Source organism: Tersicoccus phoenicis (genome assembly GCF_001968835.1).
In the GTDB taxonomy this organism is placed as follows: domain Bacteria; phylum Actinomycetota; class Actinomycetes; order Actinomycetales; family Micrococcaceae; genus Tersicoccus; species Tersicoccus phoenicis.
In genome coordinates this window covers 139,948-161,103 of sequence record NZ_MRDE01000064.1, presented here as the reverse complement: position 1 = coordinate 161,103, position 21,156 = coordinate 139,948, and the positions used below count along the sequence as shown (strand labels likewise).

At 72.6% G+C, this 21,156-nt stretch carries 18 protein-coding genes and 1 pseudogene; 16 read left to right on the top strand and 3 right to left on the bottom strand.

The genetic code is table 11. The annotated features are described in order from the left end of the window. Positions 1 to 12: 12 nt before the first annotated feature. Entirely contained in the window at positions 13 to 1,611 is a 1,599-nt protein-coding gene (locus tag BKD30_RS09925; protein ID WP_076704392.1) for a solute symporter family protein, read from the top strand. A gap of 77 nt (positions 1,612 to 1,688) precedes the next feature. Here the strand turns inward: BKD30_RS09925 and BKD30_RS09920 are convergent, their stop codons facing one another. Next, a complete protein-coding gene (locus BKD30_RS09920; RefSeq protein WP_076704322.1) occupies positions 1,689 to 2,168 on the bottom strand; it encodes an Lrp/AsnC family transcriptional regulator in 480 nt (159 codons plus the stop codon). A gap of 199 nt (positions 2,169 to 2,367) precedes the next feature. On the opposite strand from BKD30_RS09920, the gene pdhA reads away from it, so the two are divergent. From pdhA to BKD30_RS09870, 10 genes are read left to right on the top strand one after another with little or no spacing between them, the layout of a single operon-like run. After that, a complete protein-coding gene (pdhA, locus tag BKD30_RS09915) occupies positions 2,368 to 3,540 on the top strand; it encodes a pyruvate dehydrogenase (acetyl-transferring) E1 component subunit alpha (protein ID WP_235861602.1) in 1,173 nt (390 codons plus the stop codon). Continuing rightward, entirely contained in the window at positions 3,540 to 4,589 is a 1,050-nt protein-coding gene (locus BKD30_RS09910; RefSeq protein ID WP_076704320.1) for an alpha-ketoacid dehydrogenase subunit beta, read from the top strand. Before pdhA ends, BKD30_RS09910 begins: the two co-directional genes overlap by 1 nt. Next, on the top strand, positions 4,586 to 6,202 hold the full coding sequence (locus BKD30_RS09905) for a dihydrolipoamide acetyltransferase family protein (protein WP_076704319.1): 1,617 nt from the start codon (positions 4,586 to 4,588) through the stop codon (positions 6,200 to 6,202). The genes BKD30_RS09910 and BKD30_RS09905 overlap by 4 nt, the downstream gene beginning before the upstream one ends. Positions 6,203 to 6,213: 11 nt before the next feature. Beyond that, the gene (locus BKD30_RS09900) at positions 6,214 to 7,836 is read left to right on the top strand and encodes a carboxyl transferase domain-containing protein (RefSeq protein WP_076704318.1); all 1,623 of its coding nucleotides are present in this window, start codon (positions 6,214 to 6,216) and stop codon (positions 7,834 to 7,836) included. A gap of 5 nt (positions 7,837 to 7,841) precedes the next feature. After that, complete coding sequence (locus BKD30_RS09895) at positions 7,842 to 10,106, top strand: acetyl/propionyl/methylcrotonyl-CoA carboxylase subunit alpha (protein WP_076704317.1); 2,265 nt, start codon at positions 7,842 to 7,844, stop codon at positions 10,104 to 10,106. After that, positions 10,099 to 11,292 (top strand): acyl-CoA dehydrogenase family protein, encoded by a 1,194-nt coding sequence (locus BKD30_RS09890; protein WP_076704316.1) that lies wholly within the window; start codon positions 10,099 to 10,101, stop codon positions 11,290 to 11,292. The genes BKD30_RS09895 and BKD30_RS09890 overlap by 8 nt, the downstream gene beginning before the upstream one ends. 2 nt (positions 11,293 to 11,294) lie before the next feature. Further along, a complete protein-coding gene (locus BKD30_RS09885) occupies positions 11,295 to 11,861 on the top strand; it encodes a MaoC family dehydratase (protein WP_083956241.1) in 567 nt (188 codons plus the stop codon). Next, the gene (locus BKD30_RS09880) at positions 11,858 to 12,925 is read left to right on the top strand and encodes an NADP-dependent oxidoreductase (protein WP_076704314.1); all 1,068 of its coding nucleotides are present in this window, start codon (positions 11,858 to 11,860) and stop codon (positions 12,923 to 12,925) included. Before BKD30_RS09885 ends, BKD30_RS09880 begins: the two co-directional genes overlap by 4 nt. A 25-nt stretch (positions 12,926 to 12,950) precedes the next feature. Beyond that, entirely contained in the window at positions 12,951 to 13,751 is an 801-nt protein-coding gene (locus tag BKD30_RS09875; RefSeq protein ID WP_076704389.1) for an HpcH/HpaI aldolase/citrate lyase family protein, read from the top strand. Positions 13,752 to 13,767: 16 nt separating this feature from the next. Further along, entirely contained in the window at positions 13,768 to 14,721 is a 954-nt protein-coding gene (locus BKD30_RS09870) for a sigma factor (protein WP_076704313.1), read from the top strand. 75 nt (positions 14,722 to 14,796) lie between these two features. Here the strand turns inward: BKD30_RS09870 and BKD30_RS16745 are convergent, their stop codons facing one another. Continuing rightward, positions 14,797 to 15,084, bottom strand: a complete 288-nt coding sequence (locus BKD30_RS16745; RefSeq protein ID WP_328586907.1) for a ClpP family protease — start codon at positions 15,082 to 15,084, stop codon at positions 14,797 to 14,799. Between the two features lie 24 nt (positions 15,085 to 15,108). Beyond that, a pseudogene (locus BKD30_RS16740) lies at positions 15,109 to 15,276 on the bottom strand (ClpP family protease); the annotation flags it as partial. Between the two features lie 218 nt (positions 15,277 to 15,494). On the opposite strand from BKD30_RS16740, the gene BKD30_RS09855 reads away from it, so the two are divergent. The 5 genes from BKD30_RS09855 to BKD30_RS09835 all read left to right on the top strand — a co-directional run bounded on the left by BKD30_RS09855 (position 15,495) and on the right by BKD30_RS09835 (position 21,151). Beyond that, entirely contained in the window at positions 15,495 to 16,232 is a 738-nt protein-coding gene (locus BKD30_RS09855; protein ID WP_076704388.1) for a sulfite exporter TauE/SafE family protein, read from the top strand. A 236-nt stretch (positions 16,233 to 16,468) separates the two neighbouring features. Next, complete coding sequence (gene dxr, locus BKD30_RS09850) at positions 16,469 to 17,650, top strand: 1-deoxy-D-xylulose-5-phosphate reductoisomerase (RefSeq protein ID WP_076704386.1); 1,182 nt, start codon at positions 16,469 to 16,471, stop codon at positions 17,648 to 17,650. Positions 17,651 to 17,686: 36 nt separating this feature from the next. Next, positions 17,687 to 19,024 carry a M50 family metallopeptidase gene (locus BKD30_RS09845; protein WP_076704308.1) on the top strand — a complete coding sequence of 446 codons (1,338 nt, stop codon included), beginning with the start codon at positions 17,687 to 17,689 and terminating at the stop codon, positions 19,022 to 19,024. 110 nt (positions 19,025 to 19,134) lie between these two features. After that, the gene (gene ispG, locus BKD30_RS09840) at positions 19,135 to 20,301 is read left to right on the top strand and encodes a flavodoxin-dependent (E)-4-hydroxy-3-methylbut-2-enyl-diphosphate synthase (protein WP_076704307.1); all 1,167 of its coding nucleotides are present in this window, start codon (positions 19,135 to 19,137) and stop codon (positions 20,299 to 20,301) included. Continuing rightward, positions 20,255 to 21,151, top strand: a complete 897-nt coding sequence (locus BKD30_RS09835) for a GNAT family N-acetyltransferase (RefSeq protein WP_076704306.1) — start codon at positions 20,255 to 20,257, stop codon at positions 21,149 to 21,151. Before ispG ends, BKD30_RS09835 begins: the two co-directional genes overlap by 47 nt. Positions 21,152 to 21,156: the final 5 nt, after the last annotated feature.

The following is a 21,156-nucleotide window of genomic DNA, read 5'->3' as shown; positions in this document are numbered from 1 at the left end:
ACCGTCGTCCCGATGGCCACCACCGAGCAGGTGGGCACGCCCTGGGTCAACATGCTGATCTTCGCGCTGTTCGTGGCCGTGACCCTGGTGATCGTGCTGCGCGCCAGCCGCAACAACCGGACCGCGGCGGACTACTACGCCGCGGGGCGATCCTTCACCGGCTCGCAGAACGGCACCGCGATCGCCGGGGACTACCTCTCCGCGGCATCGTTCCTCGGCATCGTCGGCGCCATCGCCGTCAACGGTTACGACGGTTTCCTCTACTCGATCGGCTTCCTCGTCGCCTGGCTCGTCGCGCTGCTGCTGGTCGCCGAGCTGCTGCGCAACACCGGGAAGTTCACGATGGCCGACGTGCTCTCGTTCCGGCTGCGGCAGCGCCCGATCCGGATCGCGGCCGCGATCACGACGCTCGCGGTGTGCTTCTTCTACCTGCTCGCCCAGATGGCCGGCGCCGGGGCGCTGGTGTCCTTGCTGCTGGGCATCCCGGACCGGCTCGGTCAGTCGCTCGTCATCGTCGTCGTCGGCGCGCTGATGATCCTCTACGTGCTGGTCGGCGGCATGAAGGGGACCACCTGGGTGCAGATCATCAAGGCCTGCCTGCTGATCGCCGGCGCCGCGGTGATGACCGTGTGGGTGCTCGCCCTGCACGGCTTCAACCTCTCGGAACTGCTCGGGCAGGCGGTCACGACGGCGGGGGGCAACGAGGCGATCCTGAACCCGGGGCTGCAGTACGGCAAGACGGGGACGTCCCGGCTGGACTTCATCTCCCTCGCCCTGGCCCTGGTGCTGGGCACCGCGGCCCTCCCGCACGTGCTGATGCGCTTCTACACCGTGCCGACGGCCAAGGAGGCGCGCCGTTCGGTGGTGTGGGCGATCTGGCTGATCGGCCTGTTCTACCTGTTCACCCTCGTGCTGGGGTACGGAGCCGGTGCCCTGATCGGCGCCGACCGGATCAAGGGAGCCCCGGGCGGCGTCAACTCCGCCGCCCCGTTGCTGGCCTTCGAGCTCGGGGGCTCCCTGCTGCTCGGGTTCATCTCCGCGGTCGCCTTCGCGACCATCCTGGCGGTGGTGGCCGGGCTGACCATCACCGCGGCCGCGTCGTTCGCCCACGACATCTACGCGAACGTGGTGCGCAAGGGCGCGGTGGAGGCGGGCGGCGAGGTCAAGGTGGCCCGACGCACGGTGGTCGTGATCGGTATCGTCTCGATCCTCGGCGGGATCGGCGCCCAGGGGCAGAACGTGGCGTTCCTCGTGGCGCTGGCGTTCGCCGTCGCGGCGTCGGCCAACCTGCCGACCATCCTGTACTCCCTGTTCTGGGCCCGGTTCACCACGCGTGGCGCGGTGTGGAGCATGTACGGCGGTCTCGCGGCCGCGATCGTGCTGATCGCCCTCTCACCCGTGGTGTCCGGCTCGCCGACGTCGATGATCCCGGGCGCGGACTTCGCCGTCTTCCCGTTGTCCAACCCCGGTCTGTTCTCGATCCCGCTGGCGTTCCTGCTCGGCTGGATCGGGTCCGTCACCGACTCGGCGGGGGAGAATCGGCGCAAGCAGGCGGAGATGGAGGTGCGCTCCCTGACCGGGGTCGGCGCGGAGAAGGCCGTCGAGCACTGACCGTTCCGGCGCTGTCGCCTGCCCCGGGTCCGGTGGGACTCGTCCGCCGGACCCGGGGCACGCGACGGGCGCGGGGCTCAGCCCCCGCCGCGTGCCAGCCGCTGATCGATCAGCGGCAGCACCCGGTACGGGATGATCTCGTGCATCGAGATCGAGGTGTCGATCCGCTCCACTCCCCGGCACGCCAGCATCGCCCGGTGGATCCGGAAGAGGTCCTCCGCGTCGACGCCGACGACGCGGACCAGCAGATCCGCCGTCCCCGTCGTCCCGTGGGCCTCCACGATCTCCGGGATCCGCTCGAACGCCTCGGCGATCGTCTCGAGCTCGGGCTGCTGCACCTGCACGGCCATGAAGGCGGTGAGCGGATAGCCGAGGGCGGCCGGCGCCACCAGGCGGGCGAACGGCAGGAACGCCCCGCCCTCCTCCAGCCGGCCCAGCCGGGTCTGGACCGTGTTCCGGGAGAGCCGCAACCGCGACGCGATCGCGACCGCGGTCCGGCGGGGGTGCGACACCATGTCCCGCAGGATCCGCAGGTCCGTTGAATCCACAAGCATCATGCGTTCGAACCTAGTCATGGTGCACACAATCACCAAGCAGATGACCGGCCGCATTGGCGACATGCTCAATGGCGGACCGTCCGGTTGCGCTCGGTGCCGTATGTGAGTATTTTCACAATCAGGCGGCCGACGGAGCCCGCCCGGGTGAGGACGCCACCGCGTCGAGCCCGACCCTTGATGCGAAAGCAGCGTGTCAGCCGTGTCCGTGAACAGTGTGATCCTCGATGCCCTCAACCAGGGCGGTCAGCTCGTGGACGACCTCGTCCAGTTGATCAGCCCCACCGGCGAACGCCGGCCCAACCCCGGTTTCGACGCCGTCGTCGACGACATCGACGACGAGGCGCTCGCCGCGTTCTTCGTCGACATGAGCGTCATCCGCCGGATCGACGCGGAGGCGACCGCCCTGCAGCGACAGGGCGAGCTCGGCCTGTGGGCCCCGCTCACCGGCCAGGAAGCCGCGCAGATCGGCTCGGGCCGGGCGCTGGAGCGTACGGACATGGTCTTTCCCAGCTACCGGGAGCACGGCGTCGCCTACTGCCGCGGGGTCGACCCGGTCGACATCCTCAGCCTCTGGCGTGGGGCTGCGTCCTGCGGCTGGGACCCGACCCGCACCCACATGGCGACCCCGCAGATCGTGATCGGGGCCCAGACCCTGCACGCCACGGGTTACGCGATGGGTATCAAGGCCGACGGCGGCCCGGAGGCGGCGATCGTGTACTTCGGCGACGGCGCCACCAGCCAGGGCGACGTGAACGAGGCCATGGTCTTCGCGGCCAGTTTCGGGGCGCCGGTCGTGTTCTTCTGCCAGAACAACCAGTGGGCGATCTCGGAGCCGGTGGGTCTGCAGGCGCGCGGCCATCTCGCCGACCGCGCCCCCGGCTTCGGCATCCCGTCGGTGCGGGTGGACGGCAACGACGTGCTCGCCGTCACCGCGGTGACCCGCAAGGCCCTGGCCAGGGCCCGGGCGGGGGAGGGCCCCTCCTACATCGAGGCGCTCACCTACCGGATGGGTCCCCACACCACCGCCGACGACCCGACGCGGTACGAGGACCTCGAGTTGCGCGCCGAGTGGGAGCAGCGCGACCCGCTCGCCCGGGTCCGGGCGTTGCTCGCGACGACCGGGTACGACGTCGAGGAGCTCGATGCCCGCGCGGCCCGCGCCGCCGACACCGCGGCCGGCGGTCTGCGCTCCGGTATCACGTCGATGGCCGACCCGGATCCGGAGAGCCTGTTCGAGCACGTGCTCGGCAGCCCGGACGCGTGGCTGGAGGACCAGCGCGAGCGCTACCTGCTCTACCTGGCGTCGTTGCACGGGTCCGACCACGCCGGGTCCGGTCACGCCGGAACCGATCAGGTTGCGGGGGCAAGGTGATGAGCACGATGACGATGGCCGGCGCCCTGAACGCGGCGCTGGCGGCCGAGATGGACCGGGACGAGAAGACGGTCCTGATGGGCGAGGACATCGGTGCCCTCGGCGGCGTGTTCCGGGTGACCGACGGGCTGCAGGCCCGGTTCGGCAAGCACCGGGTGATGGACACGCCGCTGGCGGAGTCCGGCATCGTCGGCACGGCGATCGGACTGGCGATGCGCGGTTTCCGGCCCGTCGTCGAGGTCCAGTTCGACGGTTTCGTCTACCCGGCCTTCGATCAGATCGTCTCCAACCTGGCCAAGCTGCACTACCGCACCCGGGGCGCCGTCAGCCTGCCGGTGACCATCCGGATCCCGTTCGGCGGCGGCATCGGTTCCCCCGAACACCACTCGGAGTCCCCCGAGGCCTACTTCGCGCACACCGCGGGACTGCGCGTGGTCAGCGCCTCCACCCCCCAGGAGGCCTACAGCACCCTGCGCGCGGCCATCGCCTGCGACGACCCGGTCGTGTTCCTCGAACCCAAGCGCCGCTACTGGGGCAAGGGTGAGGTCGACCCGGACCGCGACGCGGACCTGACCCGCGCCGCCGTCGTGCGCCCGGGCACGGACGCCACCGTCGTCGCCTACGGGCCCCTGGTCGCCACCGCCCGGGACGCGGCGACCGCCGCCGAGGACGAGGGTATCGACCTGGAGGTCATCGACCTGCGCTCGCTCTACCCGCTCGACCTCGCCACCCTCGAGGCCTCGGTGCGGAAGACCGGGCGGCTGCTCGTCACCCACGAAGCCGCTGAGTTCGGGGGCCTCGGCGCGGAGATCGTGGCCGTCCTGACCACCCGCTGCTTCTACTCGCTGCAGGCCCCGCCCGAGCGGGTCACCGGTTTCGACATCCCGTACCCGCCGGCCCGGCTCGAGGATCACCACCTGCCGGACCTGGACCGGATCCTCGACGCGGTCGACCGGCTCGTCGGCCGCGACAACTCCCAGACCGGTTCCCGCTTCGACGCCCTCGCCGGCCCGTCCACCACCTCCTCCCTGATCGGAGCTGCTTCGTGATCCGTGAATTCGCGCTGCCGGACCTCGGCGAGGGCCTGACCGAGTCCGAGATCGTCAGCTGGAAGGTCACGGAGGGGCAGAGCGTGAGCCTGAACCAGGTGATCGCCGAGGTGGAGACCGCCAAGGCCGTCGTCCAACTGCCGAGCCCGTGGGACGGTGTTGTCGAGCGGCTCCTGCAGGCGGAGGGGACGACGGTCGACGTCGGCACGCCCATCCTCGCGATCGACGTGTCCGCCGCGGACGGGTCAGGTGCCGGCGACGGCGCCGAAGGTTCGGGGGCGGCCCGTCGCGAGCCGACCCTGGTCGGCTACGGGGCCGCTCCCACCGGAACCGGCCGGCCCACCCGCCGCCGCCGCGGCAGGACCACCGGGGCCGGCGGGGCCGGCTCGCCGGCGGCGTCCGTCCCGGGCGAGCCGCTACCGGGGGTGCCCGATCCGGGGACGCCCTCGCCCCCCGACGTCCCGGCGCCGCCGGGCGAGCCCGCGCAGCCCGACGTGCCGGTGCCGACGGAACCGAGCGAGCCGCTGCAGCCCGGCGGCCCGGAGATCCCGACGCCGAGCGGCCCCGAGACCGTGCCACCGGGTGACTCGGCCGCCGTGTCGACCGCGTCGCAGGACGGCCGGCGTCAGCAGGATCGCCGGCTGTGCACCCCGGTCGTCCGCAAACTGGCCCGGGACCTCGGCGTCGACATCGACGTGCTGACCGGCAGCGGGCGCGGCGGCCTGGTCACGCGGGACGACGTCGTCGCCGCCGCGGAGACGGCCACCGGCACCGTCGACGCGGCCGAGGCCGTGACGACCGGCCCGACGACGACCGGCCCGACGACCGGCCCGACGACCGGCCCGGTCGGGCCGGGCACGGACGGGCCGGGCACCGCACCCCTGACGGCCGGCGCGGGGCCGGCCCGGACCGGCCGCGAGACCCGCGAACCCATCCGCGGGGTCCGCAAGCACACCGCGGCCGCCATGGTCGCCAGCGCCTTCACCGCCCCGCACGTCACCGAGTTCCTCACCGTGGACGTGACCGAGAGCGTCGCCCTGCTGGACGCGTTGCGCGCCGACCGGTCGTGGGCCGAGGACCGACCGACGATGACCGCCCTGGTCGCCAAGGCCGTCCTGGTCGCCCTGCGCCGGCACCCGGAGCTGAACTCCCGGTGGGACGAACCGGCCGGGCAGATCGTTCGCTTCGGCTACGTCAACCTCGGCATCGCCGCCGCCACCGGTCGCGGTCTGCTGGTGCCGAACATCAAGGACGCCGACGCCATGGACCTGCGCGCCCTGGGCCGGGCGCTGCGCGAGTTGACCGCCGCCGCGCGGGACGGGCGGACGGCCCCCGCGGCGCTGAGCGGCGGCACCTTCACCATCTCCAACGTGGGCGTGTTCGGCGTCGACGCGGGCACCCCCATCCTCAACCCGGGGGAGGCGGGCATCCTCGCCACCGGCCAGGTGCGGCGCATCCCGTGGGAGCACCGGGGCGAGGTCGCCCTGCGCGAGGTGATGACGCTGAGCCTGTCCTTCGACCACCGGCTCGTCGACGGGGAGGCCGGGTCCCGGTTCCTCGCCGACGTCGGTGCCGTCCTGCGGGCGCCCGGCGCGACCCTGACCCTGGTCTGACGGGACGGCGGATGGACACCCTCACCAGCACCCTCGACGTCACCCCCGACACCGCCGGGAAGGCCGGCACGCGGCGCGCCGCCGCGCACGCCGCGCTCGCGGCGGAACTGCGACACCGGTTGAGCGTCGCCGCCCTGGGCGGAACGGCCGCGGCCCGGCAGCGGCACCGCGACCGGGGCAAGCTGCTGCCCCGGGAGCGGGTCGAACAGCTCCTCGACGACGGCAGCCCGTTCCTGGAGCTCTCCCCGCTGGCCGCGACCGGCATGTACGACGACGCGTGCCCCGGCGCCGGTCTGATCACCGGCATCGGGCTCGTCGCCGGACGGCCGGTGCTGATCGTGTGCAACGACGCGACCGTCAAGGGCGGCACCTACTACCCGATGACCGTGACCAAGCACCTGCGCGCCCAGCAGGTGGCGTTGGAGAACCGGCTGCCCTGCCTCTACCTCGTCGACTCCGGCGGCGCGTTCCTGCCGCTGCAGGACGAGGTGTTCCCGGACCGGGAGCACTTCGGGCGGATCTTCTTCAACCAGGCGAACCTCTCCGCCGCACGGATCCCGCAGCTCTCCGCCGTGCTCGGCTCCTGCACCGCGGGCGGCGCCTACGTTCCTGCGATGAGCGACGAGACCGTCATCGTCGCCGAGCAGGGCACCATCTTCCTCGGCGGCCCGCCGCTGGTGAAGGCCGCGATCGGCGAGGACATCACCGCCGAGCAGCTCGGCGGTGGCCGGCTGCACACCGGCACGTCCGGGGTGGCCGACCACCTCGCCGACGACGACACGCACGCCCTGCAGATCCTGCGCGACATCGTTGCGACCCTGCCCGAGCCGGCCGCCCCCGCGTGGACCGTCCGGGAGCCGGTCGAACCCGCCGTCGACCCGGCGACACTGACCGCGGTCGTCCCCGCGGACACCACCACCCCGTACGACGTGCGCGAGGTGATCGCCCGGCTCGTCGACGGCAGCGCGTTCAGCGAGTTCAAGCGGGACTACGGGGCCACCCTGGTCACCGGGTTCGCTCATCTGCACGGGCACCCCGTGGGGATCGTCGCCAACAACGGCGTCCTGTTCAGCGAGTCCGCACTCAAGGGCGCCCACTTCATCGAACTGTGCGACCAGCGCGGCATCCCGCTGATCTTCCTGCAGAACATCACCGGGTTCATGGTCGGGACCGACGCCGAGGCCGGCGGCATCGCCAAGCACGGCGCGAAGATGGTCACCGCCGTCGCCACCTGCCGGGTGCCGAAGCTGACCGTGATCATCGGCGGCTCGTACGGTGCCGGCAACTACTCGATGTGCGGGCGGGCGTACGGTCCCCGGTTCCTGTGGATGTGGCCGAACGCGCGGATCTCCGTGATGGGCTCCGCGCAGGCCGCCGCGGTGCTGGCCACCGTCCGGCGCGACGCCGCCACCGCCGCGGGCGAGGAGTTCACCGCCGAGGACGAGCGGGCGCTGACCGAGCCGGTGATCGACCAGTACGAGCGCCAGGGCAGCCCCTGGTACTCGACCGCCCGGCTCTGGGACGACGGCGTGATCGACCCGGCCGACACCCGGACGGTGCTCGGCCTCGCCCTCGACGTCGTCAGCCGGACCCCGCTGCCCGACGACCACCGCTTCGGCCTGTTCCGGATGTGAGGCCCATGACCACCGAATCCACCACCAGCCTGGCGACCGTGCCCGGCAGCGAGCGGCTCTTCTCCACGGTGCTCGTCGCCAACCGCGGTGAGATCGCCTGCCGGGTGATCGCGACCCTGCACCGGCTCGGCATCGAGGCGATCGCCGTCTACAGCGAGGCCGACGTCGGCGCCCGGCACGTGCTCGAGGCCGACCGCGCCGTGCTGATCGGCCCGGCGGCGGCCCGGCTGAGCTACCTGGACGTCGACGCCGTCATCCGCGCCGCGAAGGACACCGGCGCCGAGGCCATCCACCCCGGCTACGGGTTCCTGTCCGAGAACCCGGAGCTCGCCGAGGCGTGCGACCGGGCCGGGATCGTGCTGATCGGCCCCGGCAAACGGGCGCTGGAGACGATGGCCGACAAGATCCGGGCCAAGGCCCACGTGGCCGCCCACGGCGTCCCCGTCGTCCCCGGCGTCGACGACGCGGACCTCGCCGGCGAGCAGGCCGAGAGTGAGGCCGACGACGACGGCGCCGGTGTGGGTGTCCGGGACGCGCGGCTGATCGCCGCGGCGGACCGGGTCGGCTACCCGCTGCTGGTCAAACCGTCCGCGGGCGGCGGCGGCAAGGGAATGGTCGCCGTCACCGCGCCCGGGGACCTGCCCGCGGCCCTGCGCACCGCCCGCCGCACCGCCGCCGCGGCGTTCGGGGACGACACCGTGCTGCTGGAACGGCTGATCACCTCGCCCCGCCACATCGAGGTGCAGGTGCTCGCCGACGAGCACGGCACGGTGATCCACCTCGGGGAACGCGAGTGCTCCCTGCAGCGCCGCCACCAGAAGGTGATCGAGGAGGCGCCCTCACCGCTGATCTCGGCCGCCACCCGCGCCGAGCTCGGCGCCGCCGCCTGTCGGGCCGCGGCGAGCGTGGACTACCGCGGCGCCGGTACGGTCGAGTTCATCGTCTCCGCCGACGAGCCCGAGCGGTTCCACTTCCTGGAGATGAACACCCGGCTACAGGTCGAGCACCCGGTCACCGAGATGATCACGGGCGTGGACCTGGTCGAGGAGCAGGTGCGCGTCGCCGCCGGGCATCCGCTGCGCCTGACCCAGGACGACGTCACCGTGACCGGCCACGCCGTCGAGGCGCGGTTGTACGCGGAGGATCCCGCCGCGGGTTTCCTGCCCACCGCGGGCACCGTCGTGGCCTTGACCGAGCCGGCCGGCCCGGGCGTCCGCGTGGACAGCGGGATCCTGCCGGGCGCCGTCGTCGGCACCGACTACGACCCGATGCTCGCCAAGATCATCGCCCACGGAGAGGACCGGGCCCAGGCCCTGGACCGGCTCGCCGCCGCGCTCGCGCAGACCGTCGTGTTCGGCGTCGGCACCAACGTCGACGCCCTGCAGGCCCTGGTCGCTCACCCGGCGGTGCGGGCCGGCGACCTGGACACGGGGCTGATCGACCGGAGCCTGGACGAGCTGACCGGGTGGCGACCCGACGACGCGGATGTCGCCGGCATCGCCGTGGCACTGATTGCGGCGGGCGGGCAGCCGGCGGGCGGCGCGAGCCCGGACGCCGCGCTCGACCTCGGGACGGGGGCCGGTGCCGCACCGGCCCGGTCCCGCGCACTGGGGGGAACGCCGGACGCGCCGGCGGCGGGGGCCTGGGCCCGCGCCGCCGGGTTCCGGCTGGGCGGTCGGGTCGACCGCCTGCGCCTGCGTGACGGTGCCGGGAACGACCGCGCCGTCACCGTCACGCAGGCCGCCCCCGGCTCGGGCACTTCTGCGTCGCCGCAGGGCCCGGCCGTGCTGGTCGACGGCGAGCCGGTCACCCCGACCGGCCCGTGGGAGGTGCTCGCCGACGGCGACGCGGTCCACGCCCACGGCCCTCGTCCCGCGAACCCGCACCCGGCCACCGGGCAGCCGTCCACCGGGCACCCGTCCCCGGGCCACCCGCACACGGTGACCCTGCACCGGATCGACCGGGCAGCCGTCCTCGCCGCCGCCCGCGCGCGGGCCGTGCGCGCCGCGACCGGCGCCGACCCCGACGTGCGCACCCCCATGCCCGGCACCGTCGTCGCCGTGCCCGCCACGGCCGGCGCCACCGTCACGGCCGGCGCCCCGCTCGTCGTGGTCGAGGCCATGAAGATGGAGCACACCCTGACCGCCCCCGCCGACGGCGTCGTCGCCGTGCACGTGGCGGTGGGCGACCGGGTCGCCGCCGGCACCGTCGTCGCCGGCGTCACCCCCGACCCCGAGACCACCCCGCGCAAGGAGACCCCCGATGCCTGACGTCCTGAGCAGTTCCGAGTACACGTCGACCGGGCTGAGCGAGGAGCTGACGGACCTGGCCGCCATGGTGCGGGACTTCGCCGACACCGTCGTCGCGCCCGCCGCCGTCACCCACGACGCCGCCCACACGTTCCCGTACGAGGTCGTCGCCCAGATGGGGGAGCTGGGCCTGTTCGGGCTGCCCGTGCCCGAGGAGTACGGCGGGATGGGCGGCGACCACCTGGCCCTCTGCGTGGCCATCGAGGAGCTCGCCCGCGTGGATCAGTCCATCGCGATCACCCTGGAGGCCGGGGTGTCGCTGGGCATCTCGCCGCTGCTGCACTACGGCACCGACGAACAGAAGAGTGCGTGGGTGCCCGACCTCGCGGCCGGCCGCGCCCTCGCCGGGTTCGGCCTGACCGAGCCCGAGGCCGGCTCCGACGCGTCCGGCACCCGCACCACCGCCCGGCTCGAGGACGGGACGTGGGTGATCAACGGCAACAAGGAGTTCATCACCAACTCCGGCACCGACATCACCCGCCTCGTCACCGTCACCGCCGTCACCGGCACGCAGGAGGACCGCCACGGCCGGGAGCGGAAGGAGATCTCCACCTTGCTAGTGCCCGTGCCCACCGAGGGGTTCCGCGCCGAGAAGGCGTACGACAAGGTCGGCTGGAACTCCTCCGACACGCATCCGCTGACGTTGACCGACGTGCGGGTGCCGGAGAAGAACCTGCTCGGTGAGCGCGGCCGCGGCTACGCCAACTTCGTCCACACCCTGGACGAGGGGCGGATCGCCATCGCGGCGCTGGGCACCGGGGCGGCGCAGGGCTGCCTGGACGCCGCCGTCCGGTACGCCAAGGAGCGGCGCGCGTTCGGGTCCGCGATCGGGCAGCACCAGGCCATTGCGTTCAAGATCGCGCGCATGCAGGTGCGGGTGCACACGGCCCGGCTGGCCTGGCGGGACGCCGCCGCGCGGATGGTCGCGGGCAAGCCGTTCAAGACGCAGGCCTCGATCGCCAAGATCGTCGCGGGCGAGGCGGCCATGGACAACGCCCGGGACGCGACCCAGATCTTCGGCGGCTACGGCTTCATCAACGAGTTCGTCGTCGCGCGGCACTATCGTGACTCGAAGATCCTGGAGATCGGCGAGGGGACCACCGAGGTGCAGCAGATGCTCATCGCCCGCTCGCTCGGACTGGAGTGAGCATGACGACGACGTCGGACCCGCACAGAGCGGCTTCGGGTGCCGCGGATCGCCCGCGCACCGGGTCCATTCCCATCACCGAGGCGGTGCGCCAGCGCGGCCTCTACTACGAGGAGTACCGGACCGGCGTCGTCTACGAGCACCGCCCGGGCCGGACCATCACCGAGGCCGACGACGTACTGTTCACCACGTTGTCCGGCAACACCCAGTCCCTGCACCTGGACGAGCACTTCGCCTCCGGGCAACCGTTCGGGCGCCGGTTGGTCAACTCCATGTTCACGCTCTCGATGCTGGTCGGTTTGTCCGTCGCGCAGTTGACGGAGGGCACCATCGTGGCGAATCTCGGGTTCGAGGCGGTGGAGTTCCCGGCCCCCGTCTTCCACGGCGACACCCTGTACGCGTCCACCGTCGTCGTCGGCAAGCGGCTCTCCCAGAGTCGGCCGGGCCAGGGCATCGTCACGCTCAAGCACACCGCGCGCAACCAGTCGGGGGCCGTTGTCGCCGTCGCCACCCGGTCGGTGCTGGTCTGGTGCGAGGAGGCGCACCGCCGGCACCAGGAGGCCGGGTGACCGTCACCTCGATGCACGCCTTCGGCTTCACCGCGTACGGCGGCCCCGAGGTGATGCAGCATCTCGACGTGCCGGTACCCGTGCCCGGGCGCGGTGAACTGCTGGTGCGGATGGCGGCCGCCGGAGTCAACCCGGCCGACATCAAGGTCCGGTCCGGGCAGCGGCAGAACGCGTTCCCGGTTCGGTTCCCGATGGCGGTGGGCCGGGAGGCCGCCGGCGAGATCGTGGCCGTCGGGGACGACGTCGACGGCTGGCGGCCCGGGGACGCGGTGTTCGGCGCCGCCGCCGCGGGAACCGGCGCCCTGGCCGACCTGGTCGTGCTCAGCGCCGGCAGCGTCGCCCGCCGACCACCGGCGGTGCCGCCCGAGCAGGCCGCCTGCGTCCCCGTCTCGGTCGGCACCGCGTGGGACGCCCTGGCCGAGCTGGACCTGCCCGCCGGAACCGCACTCCTGGTGCTCGGCGCCGGCGGCGGCGTCGGCACGGCGGTGTGCGGACTCGCCGCCGCCCGCGGGATCACCGTCCTCGGGGTGGCGTCCGCGGGCAAACGCGACCTGGTCGAAGGTCTCGGAGCCGTGCACGTCGCGTCCGGCGACGGCTGGTCCGACCGGGTTCGCGCGGCCGCTGCCTCCGGGGTCGGCGGTGCGGTCGACGGCGTGATGGACCTGGTCGGCGGTCAGGTGCTGTGGGACGGGGCGGCCCTGGCGCGCGACCCACGGCAGATCCGCAGCGTCGCCGAGCCGCAGCTGGCCGCCTCGCTCGGCGGGTCAGGGGTCACCCGGCGGCGGACCACGGCGGTGTTCACCGCCATCGTCGACGCCGTCGCCGCGGGCACGTTCACGCCGGTCGTCACCGCCACCTGGCCGCTCGCGCAGGCCGAGCACGCCGTCGCCGCGGTCGAGACCGGCCACGCCGCCGGCAACGTCGTGGTGGTCGCCGACACCCGGACCGTCGACACCCTCCCCGCCGACCGCCCGACCCGCGCCGACGACGGAGCTGCCCGCCCCGGCGACCCTGCCCCAGCCGGCGACACTGCCGTCGCAGGGTCGCCGGATCCGGCCCCGTAGCATCGCTCTCGTGACCACCTTCTCGATGGGCCCGGCCCTGCTGTTCTGCCCCGCCGACCGCGCGGACCGTTACGCCAAGGCCGCGGACCGGGCCGACGCCGTCATCCTCGACCTGGAGGACGCCGTCGCCCCCGCGGACAAGGCCGCCGCCCGTGCCAACCTCGCCGCGCACCCGCTGGACCCGGCGCGGACGATCGTGCGGGTCAACGCGGCGGGGACCGACGACTTCGCCGCCGACGTCGCCGCCCTGGCCGGCCTGCCGTACCGGACCGTCATGCTCGCCAAGACCGAGGACGTCGCGCAGGTGCGCGCACTCGCCGGGCACGACGTGATCGCCCTGATCGAGACCGCCGCGGGCGTCCTCGCGGTCGGTGCCATCGCCGCCGAGCCCACCGTCGTCGCCCTGATGTGGGGGGCCGAGGACCTCGTCGCCTCCCTCGGCGGCACCGGCAGCCGCACCGCGGACGGGCGGTACCGGGCCGTGGCCACCCACGCACGGTCGATGACCCTGTTGGCCGCCGGCGCGCACGGGAAGGCCGCGATCGACGCCGTCTACACTGCGATCGAGGACACCGCGGGCCTGGCCGACGAGTGCGAGGACGCCGCCGCCTCGGGGTTCGCCGCCAAGGCGTGCATCCACCCGTCGCAGGTGACCGCGGTCAGAGCCGCGTTCGCCCCGGACGACGAGGAGGTGGCCGCCGCCCGGGAGCTGCTCGAGGAGGCCGAGCGCCGGCCCGGGGTGTTCACTTGGCGCGGCACCATGGTCGACGAGCCGATCCTCCGACACGCCCGGTCCGTGCTGGCCCGCGCGGGCGGCGCCGGGTAGGCGAGCGAGGCCAACGGTGGACGCGACGGACGAGTTCGAGGTGGAACGTCCCCGGCTGCTGCGACTTGCTGCTCGCGTGCTGAGCGACCCGGTTGAGGCCGAGGACGTCGTGCAGCAGGCGTGGCTGCGGATGCACGCCACCGACGGCCCCGTGGCGAGCCTGCCCGCGTGGCTGACGACCGTCACCACCCGGCTGTGCCTGGACCGACTGAAGGCGCGTGTCCCGGTCCCGGTCGAGCCGACCGAGGAGGGCGGAGCCGCACCCGACCCGGCGGACGCCGTCGCTCTGATGGACGCCGTCGGCGGCGCCCTCGGTGTGGTGCTCGACCGGCTGAGCCCGGCCGAGCGGGTCGCGTTCGTGCTCCACGACTCGTTCGCCGTCGACTTCACGGCCATCGCCGGGATGCTCGAGACCACGCCAGCCGCAGCTCGCAAGCTGGCCTCCCGCGCTCGGGCCAAGGTGGCGCAGCCGGCCGCCGAGTCGCCAACGGGCGAGAAACCAACGCCCGAGAAACCAACGCCCGAGTCGCCAACGCCCGGGAAACCGGCGCCCGGGAAACGGGCGGGCGAACAACCCGACGATGCACCGCCGTCGTCTTCTCACCGTTCTGCTCCCTGGGAGGTGGTCGACGGTTTCCTGGCCGCCGCGCGGGAGGGTGACCTCGACCGGTTGGTCGGTCTCCTGGCGCCCGACGTGCGGATCAGCGCCGATCGGGCCGCGGTGCTCGCGGGCACCCCGGAACTGATCGAAGGGCGGGACGCCGTCGCGGCCTTCTTCAACGGCAGCGCACGCTCCGCGCTCCCGGTGTTCGTCGGTGACGGGCCGGGCGCCGCCTGGTACCAGCGGGGCCGCGCCGCGGTCTACTTCGACTTCAGCGTGTTCGACGGCCAGGTGGTCGAGATCATCTTCCGCGCCGACGCGGTGGCGCTCGCCCGGGTGCGGCGACGTCGCGGCGCGCGATTCGCCTGACCCGGTCTTCGTCGTCCGGCCTCGAGCACCGCGGCGAGACTGCCGATGACGTGATCAAGGCGCAGGACCGCCACCTCAAGGAGGCGGAGAAGGCCGGGGACGCCGCCCATCAGCAGGCGCGCAACGAGATGAAGGGTGCATCGCGTCGTAGACCGCGAGCATCGCGGGGATCGCCCCGCCCGGCGAGTTGATGTAGAGGTCGATCGGCGCGTCCGGATTCACCGCCTGCAGGTGCAACAGCTGGGCGATGAGCACGTTGGCGACGCCGTCGTCGATCCCGGTGCCGAGGTAGACGATCCGGTCGGTGAGCGGGCTGCTGAAGACGTCCAGGGTCTGGGTTCCGCGGCTGTCCTGCCGGGTCACGTAGGGGACGGTGTAGCTGCTCACGCAGGCCAGCCCGAGGGCGAGGGTGGAGACGGGGATCGGCAGGAGCCGGATGAGGTCGCGGATGGCGAGCATCGCCGGCACGGATCCACCGGGGGAGTTGATCCAGAGGCTGATCTCCCGCCGCGGGTCCTGCGTGGAGAGGAGGAGCAGCTGGCTGCAGATCCTCGTCCAGGTGCCACGTGTCGATTGTCGATGTCATGGGTCAAGCGTCACCGTCGAAGGTCGACGCGGGAAGGCCGCGCCGCTGCCAGCGGATCCGCCCTCGGCGAGGTGACCGGAACCCACCCGTTGACTGGTCACCAACTGACGGTTCTCGTGCCAGTTCGCTCCCCGAACCGACATCGAGTGACCAGTCAGCGGGCAATGGCGTCGGTAGAGTGGCGCTGGTGTTCGCCCTCGTCCTCGCCGCCGTCGTCGTCGGGGCCGTGGCCCAACGCATCTCCGGGCTCGGGTTCGCGCTCGTCGTCTCCCCGGTCCTCGTCCTCGGCCTCGGCGCGTTCGACGGCGTCATGGTCGTCAACCTGTGCGCGGCCGTGTCGGCGTCGATGGCGTTGTTCCTGGTCCGGCGCGACGTCGACTGGCGGCGGTACGGCGCGCTCGCCGGCTTTGCGCTGGTCGGCATCGTCCCCGGCGCCGTGCTGGCCGCCTCCCTGCCCGGACCGGTCGTCGAGATCTCCATCGGGGTGCTGCTGCTCGTCGCACTGACCGTCTCGGTTCTCCTGACCCGCACCTCCCTCGTCCTTTCCGGGCCGGTGACGATGGCGACGAGCGGCATCCTGTCGGGGGCGATGAACGCGGCCGCCGGGATCGGGGGCCCCGCGGTCAGTGTCTACGGGATGCTGAGCCGCTGGCCGCACCGGTCCTTCGCGGCCACCCTGCAGCCCTACTTCCTGACCCTGGGCCTCTGCTCGCTGACCGCCAAATGGATCGCCTCGGGCGGCCGGATGCCCGGGATGCATCCGTGGCAGTGGGTCACGATCGTCGCGTTCACCGCCGGCGGACTGCTGCTGGGTCAGCGGATCGCCCCGCACGTGCCCGCCACCGTCGCCCGGCGGACCGTGGTGGTGATCGCCTACCTGGGCGCCGTCTCCACGCTGGTCAAAGGCCTCACCGAGATCGGGTGACCGCGACCTGCACGTCGACTATCGCCGATCGGCGGTCATTCGTGGGGCCTTACCCGCCGAAGCGCGATAATCGACCCGGGAACGGCTCGGGGCATACTGGGCGGGTGCCCGACACGCCTGACGACCCCCGCACCACGGACGAGTCCACCCCCACCGGCCACACCGACCCCCGCCACGCCGACACGAGCCACAGCGGCACCGGCCACGGCGCGGACACGAGCCCGCGTCGCCGGACCGTGAGCCTGCTCGGCGCCACCGGATCCATCGGCACCCAGGCCGTCGCCGTCGCCGTCGCGAACCCCGACCGGTTCCGGGTCACCGCGCTGGCCGCCGGGGGCCGTGACCTGCGGCTGCTGGCCGAGCAGGTGGTCGCCGTCCGCGCCGAGGCCGTCGGCATCGCCACCGGCGACCCCGCCGCACTGCAGCACGAGATCGACGACGCCGCCCGCTCCGCCGGGCAGCCCGGCCGGCACCGGCCGCAGATCGAACACGGCCCCGACGCCGCCACCCGGATCGCCGCCATCGGGGCGGACGTCGTCCTGAACGGGATCACCGGGTCCATCGGGCTGCGCCCCACCCTGGCCGCCCTCGACGCGGGGTCCACCCTGGCCCTGGCCAACAAGGAGTCGCTCATCGTCGGCGGGACCCTGGTCACGGCCAAGGCCGCGTCCGGCCAGTTGGTACCCGTGGACAGCGAGCACAGCGCCATCGCCCAGAGCCTGCGCGCCGGCACCGCGGGGGAGGTGCGCCGGCTGGTCCTCACCGCCAGCGGCGGACCGTTCCGGGGCCGTACCCGGGAGCAGCTGCGCGATGTCACCCCCGCCGAGGCACTCGCCCACCCCAATTTCGCCATGGGCCGGGTGATCACCACCAACTCCGCGACCCTGGTCAACAAGGGGCTGGAGGTGATCGAGGCGCACCTGCTCTTCGACGTCCCGCTGGACGCCATCGACGTCGTCGTCCACCCGCAGCAGTACATCCACTCGATGGTCGAGTTCGTCGACGGCGCCGTGGTCGCGCAGATCGGCCGGCCGACCATGGCGGTGCCCATCGCCCTGGGTCTGGGCTGGCCGGACCGGGTGCCCGGCGCCGAGACCCCGATCGACTGGTCCCGGGCCGCGGACTGGCGGTTCGAACCGCTCGACGACGACGCGTTCCCGGCGGTCGCGCTCGCCCGCCGCGCCGGCGCGGCGGGCGCCACGTACCCCGCCGTCTACAACGCCGCGAACGAGGAGTGCGTCGAGGCGTTCCACGCCGGCCGACTCGGTTTCCTCGGCATCGGCGAGACCATCGAGCGGGTACTCAGCGAACACCGGGCGGACGGGCAGCTGAGCGTGGATACTGTTCTCGAGGCCGAACGCTGGGCGCGGGCCCGGACGCACCAGCTCCTCGGCACCCCCCTCGAAACCACCAACTGACCCACTCATCGACGTGAACGACTCGGCAGGACGGCCATGACAGTAGTGCTCTTCATCCTCGGCGTGCTCGTCGTGGTCGTCGGCATCATCGTCTCGATCGCGCTGCACGAAGTGGGACACCTGGTGCCCGCCAAGCTGTTCGGCGTGCGCGTGACCCAGTACATGATCGGCTTCGGTCGGACCCTGTTCTCCGTGCGCCGCGGCGAGACCGAGTACGGGCTCAAGGCCATCCCGGCGGGCGGATACATCGCCATGATCGGCATGTACCCGCCGGCCCGGCAGGACGGCCGGGTCCGCGCGTCGACCACCGGAATGTTCCAGACCATGGCAGACGACGCCCGCCGCGCCTCCGCCGCCGAGCTGCAACCGGGCGACGAGAACCGGATGTTCTACCGGCTGCCGGTGTGGAAGCGGATCATCATCATGCTCGGTGGCCCGTTCATGAACCTGGCCATCGGCGTCGTGTTGATCGGTGTCCTGCTGATGGGCTTCGGCACCGCGCAGCCGACGACGACGGTCGGCTCCCTCAGCCAGTGCGTCGTCACCGCCGCGCAGCAGCAGCGCACCGGGCAGACCTCCTGCCGGGCCACGGACAAGCCGTCTCCCGCGGTCGCCGCGAAGTTGCAGCCCGGTGACACGATCGTGTCCTTCGCCGGGACCGACGTGACGTCCTGGAACCAGCTCACCACCCTGATCCGGCAGAGCGCGGGCCGCTCCGTGCCCGTCGTCGTGGACCGCGACGGCACCTGGGTCACCTCGACCATCACGCCTGTGACCAACGACGTCGCCGTCCTGGACGCGAAGGGCAACCCCGTGCGGGACGCGAACGGCACCGTGCAGACGACGCCGGCCGGGTTCATCGGCGTCGGCCCCACCCAGCAGATGGTGCCGCAGCCGATCACCGCGGTGCCGCCCATGGTCTCCCAGAACGTCGGCGCCGTCGTCGGCGTCGTGCTGAACCTGCCGCAGCGCATGGTCGAGGTCGGTCAGGCGGCGTTCAGCAGCGCACCGCGGGATCCCAACGGTCCGATGAGCGTGGTCGGCGTCGGCCGGATCGCCGGCGAGGTCGCCTCCACCGACCTGATCGACGTCCGCTCCAAGGTCGCCGGACTGGTCGGGCTGCTCGCCAGCGTCAACATCGCCCTGTTCGTGTTCAACCTGATCCCCCTACTGCCGCTGGACGGCGGCCACATCGCGGGCGCCTTGTGGGAGGCCGTGCGGCGCGGTTTCGCCCGGCTGTTCCGGCGGCGCGACCCGGGCCCGGTCGACATCGCGAAGCTGATGCCGGTCACCTACGTGGTGGCGGGACTGCTGCTGGTGATGGGGGCGCTGTTGATCTTCGCCGACATCGTCAAACCCATCACGCTGTTCTGAGCCTCCTCGGTCCCGCCCACGCTGCTGGCGAACGATCCGGAAGGCGGCGCGGTGACGAACAGGTGGGGGAGGATAATGGACGTCGATCCACCGATCCGTGAGGAGACAACTTGACCTCGGTCAGCCTGGGAATGCCCGCATCACCGCCGCCGGTGCTCGCCCCGCGACGGAAGACCCGCCAGATCAAGGTGGGCAGCGTCGGGGTCGGTTCGGACTACCCGGTGAGCGTCCAGTCGATGACGACGACGCCGACCACCGACATCAACGCCACCCTGCAGCAGATCGCCGAGCTCACCGCGTCGGGCTGCGACATCGTCCGCGTCGCGTGCCCGAGTCAGGACGACGCCGACGCGCTGCCGATCATCGCGAAGAAGTCGCAGATCCCGGTGATCGCCGACATCCACTTCCAGCCCAAGTACGTGTTCGCCGCGATCGAAGCCGGGTGCGCCGCGGTCCGGGTCAATCCGGGCAACATCCGCAAGTTCGACGACCAGGTCAAGGAGATCGCGCAGGCGGCGAAGGACCACGGCACGTCGATCCGGATCGGCGTCAACGCCGGCTCCCTCGACAAGCGGATCATGGACAAGTACGGCAAGGCCACCCCCGAGGCGCTCGTCGAGTCGGCCGTCTGGGAGGCTTCCCTGTTCGAGGAGCACGACTTCCACGACTTCAAGATCTCCGTCAAGCACAACGACCCGGTGGTCATGGTGCGGGCCTACGAGCTGCTCGCCCAGCGCGGCGACTGGCCGCTGCACCTGGGCGTGACCGAGGCCGGACCCGCCTTCCAGGGCACCATCAAGTCGGCCACCGCGTTCGGGGCGCTGCTGTCCCGCGGCATCGGCGACACGATCCGGGTCTCCCTCTCCGCCCCGCCCGTGGAGGAGGTCAAGGTCGGCAACCAGATCCTGCAGTCGCTGAACCTGCGGCCCCGCAAGCTCGAGATCGTCTCCTGCCCCTCCTGCGGACGGGCTCAGGTCGACGTGTACACCCTGGCGGACAAGGTGACCGCCGGACTGGAGGGCCTGACGGTGCCGCTGCGCGTCGCCGTCATGGGCTGCGTCGTCAACGGTCCGGGCGAGGCCCGGGAGGCCGACCTCGGCGTCGCCTCCGGCAACGGCAAGGGCCAGATCTTCGTCAAGGGCGAGGTGGTCAAGACCGTGCCCGAGGACCAGATCGTCGAGACCCTGATCGACGAGGCGATGCGGATCGCGGATGAGATGGGTGAGGCCGATGGCGAGGACGCCGTCCAGGGCGACCCCGTGGTCACCGTCGGCTGACCAGCGCGGGCCCGTCCCCGCCGGAGACGACGGTGTCCGCGAGCTGGGTGCCGCGGACACGGCTGCGCTGCGGGAGCTGATCGCAGCCGACCGGGTCGCCAACATCTTCCTCGACGCCCAGCTCGGGTCCCGTGGCATCGTCGCCGGAACCGGCCGGATCCTCGGCCTCTTCGTGGCGGGTCGGCTGACCGCCGCCTGCTGGGCCGGGGCCAACATCGTCCCGGTCGGCACCACCGAGGAGGTGGCGGCGCCCGTCGCGGAGGCGTTGTTGGCGATGCGTCGCCGGTTCTCCTCCATCTTCGGCCCGGCCGAGTCGGTGCTACCGCTGTGGGAGGCGATCAAGGGGCACAGCCCGCACCCGTTCGACGTCCGCCCCGACCAGCCGCTGCTGGCCATCGGACCGGACGTGCCCGTGGACGATCCGGGGCTGGTCCGGGTCGCGGAGCAGGCCGACTTCGACGTCGTGCTGCCCGCCTCCGTGGACATGTTCACCGAGGAGGTCGGGTACAGCCCGCTGCAGGCGGGGGAACAGTCCTACCGGGAACGCGTGCGCGGCTTCATCGCCGCCGGGCAGTGCCTGATCCACCGGGACCGGCACGGCGACATCGTGTTCAAGGCCGATCTGGGCACGATCAGCGCCCACGCGAGTCAGGTGCAGGGCGTGTGGGTCAACCCGCGACACCGCGGGCAGGGCCTGGCGACCGGTTTCATGGCCGACGTCGTCGCTCTCGCCCGGCTCCGGGCACCCGTCGTCAGCCTCTACGTCAACGACTTCAACACCCGGGCCCGCGCCGTCTACGAGCACGTGGGCTTCACCCCGGTCGGCCGGTTCGCGACCGTCCTGTTCTGACGTCG

Bases quoted from the DNA above. Each gene is read 5' to 3' on its own strand.
- BKD30_RS09925 (WP_076704392.1), top strand. From the start codon at position 13: ATGGCCACCACCGAGCAGGTGGGCACGCCCTGGGTCAACATGCTGATC.
- BKD30_RS09920 (WP_076704322.1), bottom strand. From the start codon at position 2,168: ATGATGCTTGTGGATTCAACGGACCTGCGGATCCTGCGGGACATGGTG.
- BKD30_RS09910 (WP_076704320.1), top strand. From the start codon at position 3,540: ATGAGCACGATGACGATGGCCGGCGCCCTGAACGCGGCGCTGGCGGCC.
- BKD30_RS09900 (WP_076704318.1), top strand. From the start codon at position 6,214: ATGGACACCCTCACCAGCACCCTCGACGTCACCCCCGACACCGCCGGG.
- BKD30_RS09895 (WP_076704317.1), top strand. From the start codon at position 7,842: ATGACCACCGAATCCACCACCAGCCTGGCGACCGTGCCCGGCAGCGAG.
- BKD30_RS09890 (WP_076704316.1), top strand. From the start codon at position 10,099: ATGCCTGACGTCCTGAGCAGTTCCGAGTACACGTCGACCGGGCTGAGC.
- BKD30_RS09885 (WP_083956241.1), top strand. From the start codon at position 11,295: ATGACGACGACGTCGGACCCGCACAGAGCGGCTTCGGGTGCCGCGGAT.
- BKD30_RS09875 (WP_076704389.1), top strand. From the start codon at position 12,951: ATGGGCCCGGCCCTGCTGTTCTGCCCCGCCGACCGCGCGGACCGTTAC.
- BKD30_RS09845 (WP_076704308.1), top strand. From the start codon at position 17,687: ATGACAGTAGTGCTCTTCATCCTCGGCGTGCTCGTCGTGGTCGTCGGC.
- BKD30_RS09835 (WP_076704306.1), top strand. From the start codon at position 20,255: ATGGCGAGGACGCCGTCCAGGGCGACCCCGTGGTCACCGTCGGCTGAC.